Source organism: Roseateles sp. AC306 (assembly GCF_979253795.1).
Genome location: NZ_CEEDEB010000031.1, coordinates 1 through 16,779, shown reverse-complemented (window position 1 = coordinate 16,779; position 16,779 = coordinate 1). Strand labels below are relative to the sequence as shown.

General features: G+C 62.9%; 14 protein-coding genes and 1 tRNA gene. 14 read left to right on the top strand and 1 reads right to left on the bottom strand.

Going from position 1 to position 16,779, the window contains the following annotated elements:
• From AC0IZJ_RS28025 to rpoC, 10 genes are all read left to right on the top strand, one after another.
• Window positions 1-77 (top strand): EF-Tu C-terminal domain-related protein (locus AC0IZJ_RS28025; RefSeq protein ID WP_445944904.1); only part of this gene is annotated, 77 nt, incomplete at its 5' end.
• A 15-nt stretch (window positions 78-92) separates the two neighbouring features.
• A tRNA-Trp gene (locus AC0IZJ_RS28020) sits at window positions 93-168 on the top strand.
• 156 nt (window positions 169-324) lie between these two features.
• A complete protein-coding gene (gene secE / locus AC0IZJ_RS28015; RefSeq protein WP_471855505.1) occupies window positions 325-711 on the top strand; it encodes a preprotein translocase subunit SecE in 387 nt (128 codons plus the stop codon).
• 11 nt (window positions 712-722) lie between these two features.
• Complete coding sequence (gene nusG, locus AC0IZJ_RS28010) at window positions 723-1,301, top strand: transcription termination/antitermination protein NusG (RefSeq protein ID WP_394485054.1); 579 nt, start codon at window positions 723-725, stop codon at window positions 1,299-1,301.
• A 152-nt stretch (window positions 1,302-1,453) separates the two neighbouring features.
• Window positions 1,454-1,891 carry a 50S ribosomal protein L11 gene (gene rplK, locus AC0IZJ_RS28005; RefSeq protein ID WP_056265790.1) on the top strand — a complete coding sequence of 146 codons (438 nt, stop codon included), beginning with the start codon at window positions 1,454-1,456 and terminating at the stop codon, window positions 1,889-1,891.
• Window position 1,892: 1 nt separating this feature from the next.
• Window positions 1,893-2,603 (top strand): 50S ribosomal protein L1, encoded by a 711-nt coding sequence (gene rplA / locus AC0IZJ_RS28000; protein ID WP_471855503.1) that lies wholly within the window; start codon window positions 1,893-1,895, stop codon window positions 2,601-2,603.
• 301 nt (window positions 2,604-2,904) lie between these two features.
• Window positions 2,905-3,441 (top strand): 50S ribosomal protein L10, encoded by a 537-nt coding sequence (gene rplJ, locus AC0IZJ_RS27995; RefSeq protein WP_471855501.1) that lies wholly within the window; start codon window positions 2,905-2,907, stop codon window positions 3,439-3,441.
• A gap of 62 nt (window positions 3,442-3,503) precedes the next feature.
• Window positions 3,504-3,884 carry a 50S ribosomal protein L7/L12 gene (gene rplL, locus AC0IZJ_RS27990; protein WP_457427692.1) on the top strand — a complete coding sequence of 127 codons (381 nt, stop codon included), beginning with the start codon at window positions 3,504-3,506 and terminating at the stop codon, window positions 3,882-3,884.
• Window positions 3,885-4,323: 439 nt separating this feature from the next.
• Entirely contained in the window at window positions 4,324-8,445 is a 4,122-nt protein-coding gene (rpoB, locus tag AC0IZJ_RS27985; protein WP_471855500.1) for a DNA-directed RNA polymerase subunit beta, read from the top strand.
• A gap of 11 nt (window positions 8,446-8,456) precedes the next feature.
• Window positions 8,457-12,665 (top strand): DNA-directed RNA polymerase subunit beta', encoded by a 4,209-nt coding sequence (gene rpoC / locus AC0IZJ_RS27980; RefSeq protein WP_471855498.1) that lies wholly within the window; start codon window positions 8,457-8,459, stop codon window positions 12,663-12,665.
• Between the two features lie 59 nt (window positions 12,666-12,724).
• Here the strand turns inward: rpoC and AC0IZJ_RS27975 are convergent, their stop codons facing one another.
• On the bottom strand, window positions 12,725-13,198 hold the full coding sequence (locus tag AC0IZJ_RS27975) for a putative toxin-antitoxin system toxin component, PIN family (protein WP_471855496.1): 474 nt from the start codon (window positions 13,196-13,198) through the stop codon (window positions 12,725-12,727).
• Window positions 13,199-13,336: 138 nt separating this feature from the next.
• Between AC0IZJ_RS27975 and rpsL the strand changes: the two genes are divergently transcribed.
• The 4 genes from rpsL to AC0IZJ_RS27955 form a co-directional block, all read left to right on the top strand.
• Window positions 13,337-13,711 (top strand): 30S ribosomal protein S12, encoded by a 375-nt coding sequence (gene rpsL / locus AC0IZJ_RS27970; protein WP_056265769.1) that lies wholly within the window; start codon window positions 13,337-13,339, stop codon window positions 13,709-13,711.
• 158 nt (window positions 13,712-13,869) lie between these two features.
• Window positions 13,870-14,340, top strand: a complete 471-nt coding sequence (rpsG, locus tag AC0IZJ_RS27965) for a 30S ribosomal protein S7 (RefSeq protein WP_057297389.1) — start codon at window positions 13,870-13,872, stop codon at window positions 14,338-14,340.
• Window positions 14,341-14,409: 69 nt separating this feature from the next.
• A complete protein-coding gene (fusA, locus tag AC0IZJ_RS27960; RefSeq protein WP_471855495.1) occupies window positions 14,410-16,512 on the top strand; it encodes an elongation factor G in 2,103 nt (700 codons plus the stop codon).
• A 139-nt stretch (window positions 16,513-16,651) separates the two neighbouring features.
• A partial coding sequence (locus AC0IZJ_RS27955) for a GTP-binding protein (RefSeq protein WP_229427325.1) occupies window positions 16,652-16,779 on the top strand: 128 nt, incomplete at its 3' end.

The following is a 16,779-nucleotide window of genomic DNA, read 5'->3' as shown; positions in this document are numbered from 1 at the left end:
AAACCGGCCTGCGCTTCGCCATCCGTGAAGGCGGTCGTACCGTCGGCTCGGGCGTCGTTGCAACGATCCTCGCGTAAGTAGTTTCAGGCCGCAGGGGCATAGCTCAATTGGCAGAGCGTCGGTCTCCAAAACCGAAGGTCGGGGGTTCGAGACCCTCTGCCCCTGCCAACAGTCGCTGATCACGACGGTTGGTTTTCCGGCAAACAAGCATCGGCCCGCGAGAGCGATCTCGGCGGGCCTTGCTGCTGATGGCGACAAGCCAAACGCAGCGTCTGAATAAGCGCCAGGAATGTTGAATTCCGTGGCGCATGTGAAAGTGAATTGATGGCGAATCCTCCCCAAGTCGAGACGGTAACCACCGGCGCCGACAAGGCCAAGTTGGCCGCTGCGGTGCTGCTGCTGGTCGGCGCACTGGTGGCTTATTACGGCTTGTCCAAGCAAGGTCCGTGGGTGCAGTGGGTCTCTCTGATCGTGCTGCTGGCCGCCGGTGTGGCGGCCTTCTTCACGTCAGAGCATGGCAAGGCGCTGATTGCCTATGGCCGCGACTCAGTGCGTGAAGTCAAGAAGGTGGTGTGGCCGACTCACAAGGAAGCACGGCAGATGACTGCCTACGTGTTTGCCTTTGTCGTCGTCATGGCACTGTTCCTTTGGCTGACGGACAAGACGCTGGAGTGGGTGCTGTACGACCTGATCCTGGGCTGGAAGCGCTGAGAAGGAACGAGATGAGCGAAGAGCAAAACGTCGTGACCGCCGAGGCGCCTGCGGGCCTGCCCAAGCGCTGGTATGTCGTCCACGCCTACTCAGGCATGGAGAAGGCCGTCGAGCGCAACCTGCGTGAGCGCATCGACCGCGCCGGCATGCAGGACAAGTTCGGCCGCATCCTGGTGCCGACCGAAGAAGTCGTCGAGCTGAAGAACGGCAAGAAGGCCGTTACCGAGCGCCGCTTCTTCCCGGGCTATGTGCTGGTCGAGATGTCGATGGACGACGAGTCCTGGCACTTGGTGAAGCACACGTCCAAGGTGACGGGCTTCGTGGGTGGTGCCAAGAACCGTCCGGCGCCCATCTCGGAAGCCGAGGTCATGAAGATCGTCAACCAGATGCAAGAGGGTGTCGAGAAGCCCCGGCCCAAGGTTGAGTGGACGGTCGGCGAGGTCGTGCGCGTCAAGGAAGGTCCCTTCACCGACTTCAATGGCTCGGTCGAAGAAGTCAACTACGACAAGTCCAAGGTGCGTGTGTCGGTCACGATCTTTGGCCGCGCAACGCCAGTGGAGCTCGACTTCTCGCAGGTCGAGAAGGTCTAATTTTGGGTTTGGCCGGCGTCCCTCACGTCGGCCCGTAGTCAGTCCGCAACGAGATGCGGACAAGAGGAGCAAAGGTAACCAGTCCTTTGCGTTAGCACTCAGGTGTCGGGGCGTATTTCCAATTCGCGCCAAGGCACTGTTAGGAGAGAAACATGGCAAAGAAAATTGTCGGCTTCATCAAGCTGCAAGTCGCCGCAGGCAAGGCTAATCCCTCGCCGCCGGTTGGTCCCGCGCTGGGTCAGCGTGGCCTGAACATCATGGAATTCTGCAAGGCGTTCAACGCCCAGACTTCAGGCGCTGGCTTCGAGCCGGGCATGAAGCTGCCGGTGGTCATCACCGCGTTCGCAGACAAGAGCTTCACCTTCGTCATCAAGTCGCCCCCGGCGACCGTGCTGATCAAGAAGGCCGCCAAGATCGAAAAGGGCTCGCAGCGCCCCCATCTGGACAAGGTCGGCAAGCTGACCCGCGCCCAGTTGGAAGAGATCGCAACGATCAAGACCAAGGACCTGACGGCCGCCAGCATGGACGCCGCAGTCAAGACCATCGCCGGCTCCGCCCGCTCGATGGGCATCATCGTGGAAGGGGTCTGACATGGCCAAGCTCACCAAGAAGCAAAAGGCGCTGGCTGGCAAGGTCGAGTCGACCAAGCTGTACGCGCTGACCGAAGCCCTGGACCTCGTCAAGAGCCTGGCTTCCGCCAAGTTCGATGAGTCCATTGACGTTGCCGTGCAACTTGGCATCGATGCCAAGAAGTCGGACCAAGTCGTCCGTGGCGCCGTCGTGATGCCCAACGGCACCGGCAAGACCAAGCGCGTCGCCGTCTTCGCCCAAGGCGCCAAGGCTGACGAAGCTCGCGCCGCCGGCGCCGACGTTGTCGGCATGGAAGACCTGGCCGAGCGCGTCAAGGCGGGCGACATGCCCTTCGACGTGGTCATCGCCTCGCCGGATACGATGCGTGTCGTCGGTACGCTGGGTCAGATCCTGGGCCCGCGCGGCCTGATGCCTAACCCCAAGGTTGGCACCGTGACCCCGGACGTCGCCACCGCCGTTCGCAACGCCAAGGCTGGCCAAGTCCAGTTCCGCGTCGACAAGGCCGGCATCATCCACGGCACCCTCGGCCGTCGCTCGTTCGACACCGACAAGTTGGAAGGCAACCTGCGCGCGCTGATCGAGGCTCTGAACAAGAGCAAGCCGGCATCGAGCAAGGGCATCTACCTGCGCAAGGTCGCCATCTCTTCGACGATGGGCGTTGGCGCCCGCGTCGAAATCGCGTCGATCAACGCTCAGGCCAACGCGGCCTGATCAACGCTCAGGCCTTCGCGGCCTGGCGTACTGAATCTGCACGGGGCGAGTCTGGCCTCGGGCAACAAGATTGGTGGGGCGTCATTCCGGTTTGCCGGAGTGGCGCGTCATCCAAGACCGTTGGTGGAGACCCCTTAAATCTCAGTCCTCAAGCAATTGAGGCGAGAACCAACGCAGATGGCGGTCCCGCTGAAGGGTTTGCCGTTCCGAGCCATCGGGGCGGGTTTCCTGACAGATGGTCGCTAATTCCCTGGCGCTCTCGAAGCCGCAAGGCCGAGAGAGCAAATGTGAGGAGTAGACCTTGAGTCTCAATCGCAACGAGAAGGCAGTCGTTGTCTCCGACGTCGCAGCGCAAGCTGCCAAGTCGCAGACGCTGGCGTTGGCCGAGTACCGTGGCCTCACCGTGGAAGCCTTGAACAAGCTGCGCATCACCGCGCGTGCCCAAGGTGTGTATCTTCATGTCCTGAAGAACACCCTGGCACGTCGTGCTGTTGCCGGCACCCCGTTCGAAGCTGCTGCGGAGAGCATGGTCGGCCCGCTGATCTACGGCTTTTCCGAAGACGCTGTCGCGGCCGCCAAAGTCATCGCTGACTTTGCCAAGACCAACGACAAGCTCGTCATCAAGGGCGGCGCGTATGGCGGCAAGGCTCTGGACGTTGCCGGCGTGAAAGCGTTGGCGTCGGTCCCGAGCCGTGAAGTGCTGCTGTCGCAAATCGCTGGCCTGCTGCTGTCGCCGGTGCAACGCACCGCGGCCGTGCTGGCTGCCCTGGCTGCAAAGCGTGGCGAAGGCGCCACTTCCCCGGAAGCTGCTCCCGAAGAAGCCCCGGCTGCGGCCTGATCGACGAACTACGCGGCTGACGTCAAGTCACGCGCAATCAATCTGTTTTAAGGAAATTAATCATGGCATTCGATAAAGACGCTTTCCTGTCGGCTCTGGACAGCATGACCGTTCTGGAACTGAACGATCTGGTCAAAGCAATTGAAGAGAAGTTCGGCGTGTCCGCTGCTTCGATGGCTGCTGCCGGCGGCGGCGGCGGTGGCGGCGCTGCTGCTGCTGTTGTTGAAGAGAAGACCGAATTCAACGTCGTGCTGCTCGAAGCCGGCGCCCAGAAGGTTCAGGTCATCAAGGCCGTTCGCGAAATCACCGGCCTGGGCCTCAAGGAAGCCAAGGACCTGGTCGACGGCGCTCCGAAGAACGTCAAGGAAGCTGTTGCCAAGGCTGACGGCGAAGCTGCTGTCAAGAAGCTGGTGGAAGCCGGCGCCAAGGCTGAGCTGAAGTAATTCGGCCGGCGCTCGGCTACTGCGCGAGCCGATCTCAGGCCTTCGATGCTCGCCGTACGCAAGTACGGCTCCGCGTCTCAGACCCGACCTCGACACGCTCGCTACGCCGCTCGCCGACCGAATCTGGTTTGTCCAGATTCAAAAAGGGGTTGCCTCACGGCTTCCCCTTTTTCGTCTTTGCGGGTTAATCCTGCTTGAGAACAGCTGAAAGCGCCGCGCACCGTATGATGCGCAGTTCTTTCAAGTGTTCTCTGATCCGACTGCAGAGAACCAGTTTGGTCGGACTTTGGTCAGCCCTTGTTGCGGGGCCAAAGTTGTCCGCCAGAGGTTGGTAGTGGCCAACCACCAAGCTAGGCAACCGTCCGTTCTGGGCGGTGAGCCAGCCAGTCGCCGACGCGGCTCGCCCCACGGCCAGGGGTGAGCTCGACACGGAGTGTTTATGGCGCAAGCAACCCCCTACAGCTACACCGAGCGCAAGCGGATCCGCAAGAGCTTCGGCAAGCGCGAGAGCGTTCTCAACGTTCCCTATCTGCTCACGATGCAGAAGGACAGCTACGTGGCCTTCCTGCAAAAGGACGTGCCCGCCGCCAAACGCAAGCCCGAAGGGCTGCAGGCGGCCTTCCTCTCGGCGTTCCCGATTGTTTCGCACAACGGTTTCGTCGAGATGAAGTTCCTCGAGTTCAACATCGCCAAGCCGCCGTTCGACACCCGTGAGTGCCAGCAGCGTGGCTTGACGTATGCCGCCGCCGTGCGCGCGCGCCTGCAGATGATCATCTATGACCGTGAGTCGCCCCAGGCGAAGACGGTCAAGGAAATCAAAGAGCAGGAGGTCTACATGGGCGAAGTGCCCCTGATGACCGACTACGGCAGCTTCATCGTCAACGGTACCGAGCGCGTCATCGTGTCGCAGCTGCACCGTTCGCCGGGCGTGTTCTTCGAACACGACAAGGGCAAGACGCACTCGTCGGGCAAGCTGCTGTTCAGCGCCCGCATCATTCCTTACCGCGGCTCCTGGCTGGACTTCGAGTTCGACCCGAAGGACATCCTGTACTTCCGCGTCGACCGCCGCCGCAAGATGCCGGTCACGATCCTGCTCAAGGCCATCGGCCTGAACCCCGAGCAGATCCTGGCCCACTTCTTCGTGTTCGACAACTTCCGCCTGATGGACGTTGGCGCGCAGCTCGAATTCGTCGCCGACCGCCTGAAGGGTGAAGTTGCCCGTTTCGACATCGTCGACAAGTCGGGTGCCGTCATCGTCGAGAAGGACAAGCGCATCACGGCCCGCCATGCGCGCCAGCTGGAGCAGTCCGGCACGCAGCACATCTCCGTGCCCGAAGACTTCCTGATCGGCCGCGTGCTGGCCAAGAACATGATCGACGCCGACACCGGCGAGATCATTGCCAAGGCCAATGATGAGCTCACCGAAGCGCTGCTGAAGAAGCTGCGCCAAGCCGGCATCAAGGAAGTCCAGGCGCTGTTCACGAACGAGCTGGACGAAGGCGCCTACATCTCGCAGACGCTCGCGTCCGACGAGACCGAGACGCAGCTGGCCGCCCGCGTCGCCATCTACCGCATGATGCGCCCCGGCGAGCCGCCGACGGAAGACGCCGTCGAGGCCCTGTTCAACCGCCTGTTCTACAGCACCGACACGTATGACCTGAGCCGTGTCGGCCGCATGAAGTTCAACGCGCGTGTCGGCCGTGACACGCCCGAAGGCAACATGAACCTGTCCAACGAGGACATCCTTGACGTCGTCAAGATCCTCGTCGAGCTGCGCAATGGCCGCGGCGAAGTGGACGACATCGACCACCTCGGCAACCGCCGCGTGCGCTGCGTGGGCGAACTGGCCGAAAACCAGTACCGCTCGGGCCTCGCCCGCATCGAGAAGGCCGTCAAGGAACGTCTGGGCCAGGCCGAGACCGAAGCCCTGATGCCGCACGACCTGATCAACTCCAAGCCGATCTCCGCGGCCCTCAAGGAGTTCTTCGGTGCGTCGCAGCTGTCGCAGTTCATGGACCAGACCAACCCGCTGTCGGAAATCACGCACAAGCGTCGTGTTTCCGCCCTGGGCCCGGGCGGCCTGACCCGCGAGCGCGCCGGCTTTGAAGTCCGCGACGTGCACCCGACCCACTACGGCCGCGTCTGCCCGATCGAGACGCCGGAAGGCCCGAACATCGGCCTGATCAACTCGCTGGCGCTGTTCGCTCAGCTCAACGAGTACGGCTTCCTGGAAACGCCTTACCGCCGCGTCGTCGACGGCAAGGTCACCGACCAGATCGACTACCTGTCCGCCATCGAGGAAGGCAAGTACGTCATCGCCCAGGCGAACGCCACTTTGAACCCGACCGGTGAACTGACGGACGAGCTCGTCTCGGCCCGTGAGAACGGCGAGTCGGTGCTGACTCAGCCGGAACGCATCCAGTACATGGACGTGGCGCCGACGCAGATCGTGTCGGTGGCCGCCTCGCTCGTGCCCTTCCTGGAGCACGACGACGCGAACCGCGCACTGATGGGCGCCAACATGCAGCGTCAGGCCGTGCCGGTGCTGCGCCCCGAAAAGGCTTTGGTCGGCACGGGCGTCGAGCGCGTGGCTGCCAAGGACTCGGGCACGGTCGTCGCGGCTCGCCGTGGCGGCGTGGTCGACTATGTCGACACCAACCGTATCGTCATTCGTGTGAACGACAACGAGACGGTCGCCGGTGAAGTCGGCGTCGACATCTACAACCTGATCAAGTACCAGCGTTCCAACCAGAACACGAACATCCACCAGCGCCCGATCGTCAAGCGTGGCGACAAGGTGGCGGCCGAGGACATCATTGCCGACGGCGCCTCCACGGACATCGGTGAACTGGCCCTGGGCCAGAACATGCTGGTCGCGTTCATGCCCTGGAACGGCTACAACTTCGAAGACTCGATCCTGATCAGCGAACGCGTCATTGCCGAAGACCGCTACACCTCGATCCACATCGAGGAACTGGTGGTCAACGCCCGTGACACCAAGCTGGGCGCCGAGGAAATCACCCGCGACATCCCGAACCTGTCGGAGCAACAACTCGGCCGTCTGGACGAGTCGGGCATCGTCTACGTCGGTGCCGAGGTGAACCCGGGCGACGTGCTGGTCGGCAAGGTCACGCCCAAGGGCGAGACGACGCTGACGCCGGAAGAGAAGCTGCTGCGCGCCATCTTCGGCGAGAAGGCTTCGGACGTGAAAGACACGTCGCTGCGCGTCGACCAGGGCACGCAGGGCACGGTCATCGACGTGCAGGTCTTCACCCGTGAAGGCATCCAGCGCGACAAGCGCGCTCAGCAGATCATCGACGACGAGCTGAAGCGCTACCGCCTGGACCTGAACGACCAGCTGCGCATCGTCGAGAGCGACGCCTTCGACCGGATCGAGAAGCTGCTGGTCGGCAAGATCGCCAATGGCGGCCCGCAGAAGATCGCCAAGGGCACGGCCATCGACAAGGACTACCTGGCGTCGGTCGAGAAGTTCCACTGGTTCGACATCCGTCCGGCCGAGGAAGACGTCGCCAACCAGCTCGAGTCGATCAAGAACTCGCTCGACCAGACCCGCCACAGCTTCGACCTGGCTTTTGAAGAAAAGCGCAAGAAGCTGACGCAGGGCGACGAGCTGCCTGCCGGCGTCCTGAAGATGGTCAAGGTCTACTTGGCCGTCAAGCGTCGCCTGCAGCCTGGCGACAAGATGGCCGGCCGTCACGGCAACAAGGGTGTCGTGTCCAAGGTCACCCCGATCGAAGACATGCCCTACATGGCCGACGGCACGCCTGCCGACATCGTGCTGAACCCGCTGGGCGTGCCGTCGCGGATGAACGTGGGCCAGGTGCTGGAAGTCCACTTGGGCTGGGCCGGCAAGGGCATCGGCCAGCGCATCGGCGACATGCTGCAGCAGCACACCAAGGTGGCCGAGCTGCGCAAGCTGTTCGACCAGCTCTACAACCAGAGCGGTGGCAAGACCGAGCGCATCGAAGACCTGACGGACGACGAAGTGCTGGAGATGGCGGCGAACCTGTCGAAGGGCGTGCCCTTTGCGACGCCAGTGTTCGACGGTGCCAAGGAAGAAGAAATCCGCGGCATGCTGAAGCTGGCCTACCCGGACGACATCGCCGCCAAGAAGGGGCTGACCGACACCCGCACCCAGGCCTGGCTGTGCGATGGCCGCACGGGCGAGCAGTTCGAGCGCCCGGTCACCGTCGGCTACATGCACGTGCTGAAGCTGCACCACCTGGTGGACGACAAGATGCACGCGCGTTCGACCGGCCCGTACTCGCTCGTCACGCAGCAACCGCTGGGCGGCAAGGCGCAGTTCGGCGGCCAGCGTTTCGGCGAAATGGAAGTCTGGGCGCTGGAAGCCTATGGTGCCTCCTACATCCTGCAGGAAATGCTGACGGTCAAGTCCGACGACGTGAACGGGCGTACCAAGGTGTACGAGTCCATCGTCAAGGGCGAACACGCCATCGAAGCCGGCATGCCGGAATCGTTCAATGTGCTGGTCAAGGAAATCCGTTCCCTTGGCATCGACATTGAACTGGTCAAGAACTAAGGAGCAGATGCATGAAGGGACTACTCGACCTTTTCAAGCAATTCACCCCCGATGAGCATTTCGATGCCATCCAGATCGGCCTGGCTTCCCCGGAGAAGATCCGCAGCTGGTCGTTCGGCGAGGTGAAGAAACCCGAGACGATCAACTACCGCACCTTCAAGCCGGAACGCGACGGCCTGTTCTGCGCCAAGATCTTTGGCCCGATCAAGGACTACGAGTGCCTGTGCGGCAAGTACAAGCGCCTCAAGCACCGTGGCGTGATCTGCGAGAAGTGCGGCGTTGAAGTTACCCAGACCAAGGTCCGCCGTGACCGCATGGGCCACATCGACCTGGCCGCCCCCTGCGCGCACATCTGGTTCCTGAAGAGCCTGCCGTCGCGTCTGGGCCTGGTGCTCGACATGACACTGCGCGACATCGAACGCGTGCTGTACTTCGAAGCGTATGTGGTCGTCGACCCGGGCATGACGCCGCTGAAGAAGTTCGCGATCATGACCGAGGACGACTACGACGCGAAGCGCATCGAGTTCGGCGACGAATTCATCGCGCTGATGGGCGCCGAGGGCATCAAGAACCTGCTGCAGGAAATGGATCTCGACGTCGAGATCGATCGCCTGCGCAACGACATGACCGGCTCCGAGCTCAAGGTCAAGAAGAACTCCAAGCGCCTGAAGGTCATGGAGGCCTTCAAGAAGTCCGGCATCAAGCCGAACTGGATGGTGCTGGACGTGCTGCCCGTGCTGCCGCCGGACCTGCGTCCGCTGGTGCCGCTGGATGGTGGCCGCTTTGCCACGTCTGACCTGAACGACCTCTACCGTCGCGTCATCAACCGCAACAACCGCCTGGCCCGTCTGCTCGAGCTGAAGGCCCCTGAAATCATCGTGCGCAACGAAAAGCGCATGTTGCAGGAAGCCGTCGACTCGCTGCTGGACAACGGCCGCCGCGGCAAGGCGATGACCGGCGCGAACAAGCGTGCCCTCAAGTCGCTGGCCGACATGATCAAGGGCAAGAGCGGTCGCTTCCGTCAGAACTTGCTGGGCAAGCGCGTCGACTACTCGGGCCGTTCGGTCATCGTGGTCGGCCCGACGCTCAAGCTGCACCAGTGCGGCCTGCCCAAGCTGATGGCGCTCGAACTCTTCAAGCCCTTCATCTTCAGCCGTCTCGAAGCCATGGGCATCGCGACGACGATCAAGGCTGCGAAGAAGGAAGTCGAATCCGGCACGCCGGTGGTCTGGGACATCCTTGAAGAAGTCATCAAGGAGCACCCGGTCCTGCTGAACCGCGCCCCGACGCTGCACCGCCTCGGCATCCAGGCTTTCGAGCCCGTGCTGATCGAAGGCAAGGCGATCCAACTGCACCCGCTCGTCTGCTCGGCCTTCAACGCCGACTTCGACGGTGACCAGATGGCCGTCCACGTGCCGCTGTCGATCGAAGCGCAGATGGAAGCCCGCACGCTGATGCTGGCCTCCAACAACGTGCTGTTCCCGGCTTCGGGTGAGCCGTCGATCGTGCCGTCGCAAGACGTGGTGCTGGGCCTGTACTACGCGACCCGCGAGCGCATCAACGGCAAGGGTGAGGGCCTGATCTTCTCGGACATTCCCGAGATGATCCGCGCGCTGGAAAACGGTGCCGTCGAGATCACCGCCAAGATCAGCGTCCGCCTGACGGAATACGTCAAGCAGGGCGATGAGTGGGTGGCCGAGACCAAGCTGACCGACACCACCGTCGGCCGTGCGCTGCTGTCCGAGATCCTGCCCAAGGGCCTGCCGTTCTCGAACATCAACAAGGCGCTCAAGAAGAAGGAAATCAGCAAGCTGATCAACACCTCCTTCCGCAAGTGCGGCCTGAAGGAAACCGTCGTGCTGGCCGACAAGCTGCTGCAAAGCGGCTTCAAGCTCGCGACGCGCGCCGGCATCTCGATCGCCATCGATGACATGCTGGTCCCGAAGGAAAAGCACACGGTCATCGAGCGCGCCGAGAAGGAAGTCAAGGAGATCGAGCAGCAGTACGTCTCGGGTCTCGTGACGGCCGGCGAGCGCTACAACAAGGTCGTCGACATCTGGGGCAAGGCCGGTGACGAGATCGGCAAGAAGATGATGGACCACCTGAAGGTCGAGAAGACGACCGACCGCCACGGCAAGGAAGTGGTCCAGGAGTCCTTCAACTCGATCTACATGATGGCCGACTCGGGCGCGCGGGGTTCCGCAGCCCAGATCCGCCAGCTGGCTGGCATGCGCGGCCTGATGGCCAAGCCGGACGGCTCCATCATCGAGACCCCCATCACGGCGAATTTCCGTGAAGGCCTGAACGTGTTGCAGTACTTCATCTCCACCCACGGCGCCCGAAAGGGTCTGGCGGACACGGCGCTGAAGACTGCGAACTCGGGCTACCTGACGCGTCGCCTGGTCGACGTGACCCAGGATCTGGTGGTCATCGAGGACGATTGCGGCACCGACAACGGCATGGCGATGCGCGCCCTGGTCGAAGGTGGTGAAGTGATCGAATCGCTGCGCGACCGCGTCCTCGGCCGCGTCACCGCGATCGACGTCGTCCACCCCGAGACGCAAGCCTCGCTGCTCGGCTTCGGCAAGATGCTCGACGAGGACACCCTCGACGTGCTGGAGCAAGCCGGTGTCGACGAGATCAAGGTCCGCACGCCGCTGACCTGCGCCACGCGCTTCGGTCTCTGCGCCAAGTGCTACGGCCGTGACCTCGGCCGCGGCGGCTTGGTGAACGTCGGTGAAGCTGTTGGTGTCATCGCCGCGCAGTCCATCGGCGAACCGGGCACGCAGCTGACGATGCGCACCTTCCACATCGGTGGTGCGGCGTCGCGCGCAGCGGTTGCTTCCAGCGTCGAAGCCAAGTCGGACGGCATCATCGGCTTCAACGCCACGATGCGTTACGTGACCAACGGCAAGGGCGACTTGGTGGTGATTTCCCGCTCCGGCGAGATCGTCATCTCCGACCCACACGGCCGTGAGCGTGAGCGTCACAAGGTGCCTTACGGCGCGATCCTGAACATCAAGGCCAGCCAGACCATCAAGGCCGGCTTGGTGCTCGCGAACTGGGACCCGCTGACCCGCCCGATCATCACGGAATTCGCCGGCCAGGCGCGTTTCGAGAACGTCGAGGAAGGCGTGACCGTCGCCAAGCAGGTGGACGAGGTGACCGGTCTGTCGACCCTGGTCGTCATCGACCCGAAGCGCCGCGGCGCGGCCAAGATCATCCGCCCGCAGGTCAAGCTGCTGGATGCGCAAGGCCACGAGGTCAAGATCCCCGGCACCGACCACTCGGTGGCCATCGGCTTCCCGGTCGGCTCGCTGGTCCAGATCCGCGACGGCCAAGAACTGCTGCCTGGTGAGGTGCTCGCCCGCATTCCGGTCGAAGGCCAGAAGACGCGCGACATCACCGGCGGTCTGCCGCGTGTTGCCGAGCTCTTCGAAGCCCGCTCGCCCAAGGACGTCGGCGTGCTCGCCGAGCAGACCGGCACGGTGTCGTTCGGCAAGGAGACCAAGGGCAAGATCCGCCTGCAGATCACCGACCCGGACGGCAAGGCCCACGAGGAACTCGTGCCCAAGGAAAAGAACATCCTTGTGCACGAAGGCCAGGTGGTCAACCGTGGCGAGCTGATCGTCGACGGCGCGGCAGATCCGCAGGACATCCTGCGCCTGCTGGGCATCGAGGAGCTGGCGCGCTACATCGTCGACGAGGTGCAAGACGTCTATCGCCTCCAGGGCGTGAAGATCAACGACAAGCACATCGAGGTGATCGTTCGCCAGATGCTGCGTCGCGTGGTCATCACCAACCCGGGTGACACGACCTACATCCTGAACGAGCAGGTCGAGCGTTCGGAGCTGCTGGACACCAACGACCGCATGCGCAAGGAAGGCAAGCTCATTGCCACCCACGCGGATGTGCTGCTGGGCATCACCAAGGCCTCGCTGTCGACGGACTCCTTCATCTCCGCCGCGTCCTTCCAGGAGACGACCCGAGTGCTGACCGAAGCGGCCATCATGGGCAAGCGCGACGACCTGCGTGGCCTGAAGGAAAACGTCATCGTCGGCCGCCTGATCCCCGCAGGCACCGGCATGGCCTTCCACGCGGCTCGCCGCGCCAAGGAAGCCATGGACGATGCAGAGCGTCGCTCGATTGCCCTGCAGGAGGCCGAGGAATTGGCGGCCGCGCAGATGGCAGGTGTCGACGCCGACCACTCGGCTGAGTAAGCCGACGGGGGCTTAGCCCTCTGAAGCCGCCCCGGTTCAGGCCGCGGGCGGCTTTTTCATTACGGCGTCCAAAACTCCGGTTTCAGGATGAGCAGGCCGCGCGGCTTCGCGCGCTTGGCCAGCGCCAGCAAGGCCTTGTCGCGCGACACCAGCCAGCGCGCGCCGCGGGCCAGGGCCAGGTCGATGAACTTCTGGTCGTCCGGGTCTCGGCAGACCAGGCGAGGAGACGGTTCGGTGGCCTCGACGGCCTCGGAATGGGCACCGAACTGCGCCTCGATGAGCGCAAGGTCGGGCGCATAGCGCGCCGCAATGCCGCGCCCCAGAACGTGGCGGATCTCGTCGCGCATCGCCGGCGCCACCAGCCAGCGCAGCGCGCCTGAGCCCAGCGCCGCGGCCAGGGCGTGCACGCGCGGCTCGTTGAACACCAGCCAGTCCATGACGACCTGGGTGTCGACGACGATGGCCGGTCGGGCGTCGTGTGGGGTTGCAGGCGGAGCGGCTGTGTCGTCGTCCAGCGGAGAGGGGAGGGCCATCCGCACAGCTTAACCGCCGCCCTTGTGCCAAAAACCGGGGCGGTCTACAATCCTCGGCTCTCCGCCTTTTGGCCGGCGCATCGCTGCGCGTGCAAATTCCGGCGGAGGCTCACAGACTTCAAACGGGAACAAGTCGTAATGCCAACCATCAATCAACTGGTGCGCCACGGTCGAGAGGCCGAGGTCATCAAGTCCAAGTCGCCTGCGATGCAGAACTGCCCGCAGCGCCGCGGCGTCTGCACGCGCGTGTACACCACCACTCCGAAGAAGCCGAACTCGGCGCTGCGCAAGGTCGCCAAGGTGCGCCTGACCAACGGCTTCGAAGTCATTTCCTACATCGGCGGCGAAGGCCACAACCTGCAAGAACACAGCGTCGTGCTGGTTCGCGGCGGCCGCGTGAAGGACTTGCCCGGCGTGCGTTACCACATCGTCCGTGGTTCGCTCGACCTGCAAGGCGTCAAGGATCGCAAGCAGTCGCGTTCCAAGTACGGCGCGAAGCGTCCGAAGAAGTAAATCGTTTGTTCGGTTCAGTCGCTACTGACTGATCCAACGTTGTTGCGGCCCGCTGAATGTCTCAGCAGCCGAGTAAGTGGATGACCCCAGATGTCGGTGGTCGTCCAACGGAGTCAGGTCAGAAGACCGTCTCCAACTGAAGCAAAAGGAAGAGTGCCATGCCACGTCGTCGCGAAGTACCCAAACGCGAAATCCTGCCGGACCCCAAGTTCGGTTCCGTCGATCTGTCCAAGTTCATGAACGTCATCATGGAATCGGGCAAGAAGGCCATCGCCGAGCGCATCATTTACGGTGCCCTCGAGCAGGTCGAGAAGAAGATCGGCAAGGACCCGCTGGAAGTGTTCATGGTCGCCCTGAACAACGTGAAGCCCATGGTCGAAGTGAAGTCCCGCCGTGTCGGTGGTGCGAACTACCAAGTTCCCGTGGAAGTTCGCCCCGTCCGCCGGATGGCCCTCGCCATGCGCTGGTTGAAGGAATCCGCACGCAAGCGCGGTGAGAAGTCGATGGCCCAGCGCCTCGCCAATGAACTGCTGGAGGCCGCTGAAGGCCGCGGCGGCGCGATGAAGAAGCGCGACGAAGTTCACCGCATGGCTGAAGCCAACAAGGCTTTCTCGCACTTCCGCTTCTAAACTCACCGCCTTTCAGCCGCCTCGGGTTTCTACCAACCCGCTGGCGGCTCCTGTCTTCTGGAGCAAACCATGGCCCGCAAAACCCCCATCGAGCGCTACCGCAATATCGGTATCTCCGCGCACATCGATGCCGGCAAGACCACCACGACCGAGCGCATCCTTTTCTACACCGGCGTGAACCACAAGATCGGTGAGGTGCATGACGGCGCCGCCACGATGGACTGGATGGAGCAAGAGCAAGAGCGTGGCATCACGATCACCTCTGCTGCCACGACGTGCTTCTGGAAGGGCATGGACCTGGCTCGCCCCGAGCACCGCATCAACATCATCGACACGCCCGGCCACGTCGACTTCACGATTGAAGTCGAGCGTTCGATGCGCGTGCTGGACGGCGCCTGCATGGTCTATTGCGCTGTCGGCGGTGTGCAGCCCCAGTCGGAAACCGTCTGGCGCCAGGCCAACAAGTACAAGGTGCCCCGCCTCGCGTTCGTCAACAAGATGGACCGCACCGGCGCGAACTTCTTCAAGGTCTACGACCAGATGAAGCTGCGTCTCAAGGCCAATCCTGTGCCCGTCGTCATCCCCATCGGCGCCGAAGACAAGTTCACCGGCGTGATCGACCTCATCAAGATGAAGGCGATCATTTGGGACGAAGCCTCGCAAGGCATGAAGTTCAACTACGAAGACGTCCCGGCTGACCTGCAGGCCGAGGCCGTCAAATGGCGCGAGAACCTCATCGAGGCCGCCGCTGAGTCCAGCGAAGAGCTGATGAACAAGTACCTGGAGTCGGGTGATCTCGACGAAGAGGAAATCGTCTCGGCCATCCGCAAGCGCACCATCGCCGCTGAAATTCAGCCGATGTTCTGCGGCACCGCCTTCAAGAACAAGGGCGTGCAGCGCATGCTCGACGGCATCATCGATTTCATGCCCTCGCCGGCTGACATCCCGCCGGTGCCCGGCACCGATGAAGACGACCAGCCGGTCGTGCGCCAACGTATCGACGAAGAGAAGTTTGCTGCGCTGGCCTTCAAGCTGATGACCGACCCCTACGTCGGCCAGCTGACTTTCGTGCGCGTCTATTCCGGCGTGCTGAAGTCGGGCGACTCGGTCTACAACCCGATCCGCGGCAAGAAGGAGCGCATCGGCCGGATCCTGCAGATGCACGCCAACCAGCGTGAAGAAATCTCGGAAATTCTGGCTGGCGACATCGCCGCCTGCGTGGGCCTGAAGGACGTCACCACGGGCGAAACCCTGTGCGACCCCGACAGCATCATCACGCTGGAAAAGATGGTCTTCCCGGAGCCCGTGATTTCGCAGGCCGTCGAGCCCAAGACCAAGGCCGACCAGGAAAAGATGGGTATCGCCCTGGGCCGTCTGGCCAAGGAAGACCCATCCTTCCGTCTGCGCACCGATGAAGAGTCGGGCCAGACCATCATCTCCGGCATGGGCGAGCTGCACCTGGAAATCATCGTCGACCGCATGAAGCGCGAGTTCGGCGTGGAAGCCAACGTCGGCAAGCCGCAAGTGGCCTACCGCGAAACCATCCGCAAGACCGCCACCGACGTCGAAGGCAAGTTCGTTCGCCAGTCGGGCGGCAAGGGCCAGTACGGCCACGTCGTGCTGACCGTCGAGCCGCAGGAGCCCGGCAAGGGCTTCGAGTTCGTCGATGCCATCAAGGGCGGTGTGGTTCCTCGCGAATACATCCCCGCGGTCGAAAAGGGCGTCATCGACTCTCTGCCGAACGGCGTGCTGGCCGGCTTCCCGGTCGTCGACGTGAAGGTCACGCTGACCTTCGGTTCGTACCACGATGTCGACTCGAACGAAAACGCCTTCAAGATGGCCGCATCGCTGGGCTTCAAAGAAGGCTGCCGCAGGGCTTCGCCGGTGATCCTGGAGCCGATGATGGCCGTGGAAGTCGAGACGCCTGAAGACTACGCCGGCAACGTGATGGGTGACCTGTCCAGCCGTCGCGGCATGGTGCAGGGCATGGATGACATGGTCGGCGGCGGCAAGGCCATCAAGGCCGAAGTCCCGCTGTCGGAAATGTTCGGCTACTCGACGACGCTGCGCTCGATGTCGCAAGGCCGCGCCACGTACACGATGGAGTTCAAGCACTACAGCGAAGCTCCGAAGAACGTGGCTGACGCCATCATTACCGCTCGCGGCAAGTGATCAAGTCGGCGCGGACCTGAGGCCCGCGCCGCCGTCTTCTCGTGAGTCGCCCTGGGTTGCCTAGTCACCAGGGATTTCCGATTCACGGGGAAACGCAAAACCAACCGACTGGCAATGCTCTTTCTCTGGAGTCAAGAAAATGGCAAAAGGCAAGTTTGAACGGACCAAGCCGCACGTCAATGTGGGCACTATCGGTCACGTTGACCACGGCAAGACGACGCTGACGGCAGCGATCGCGACCGTGCTGTCCAAGAAGTTCGGCGGCGA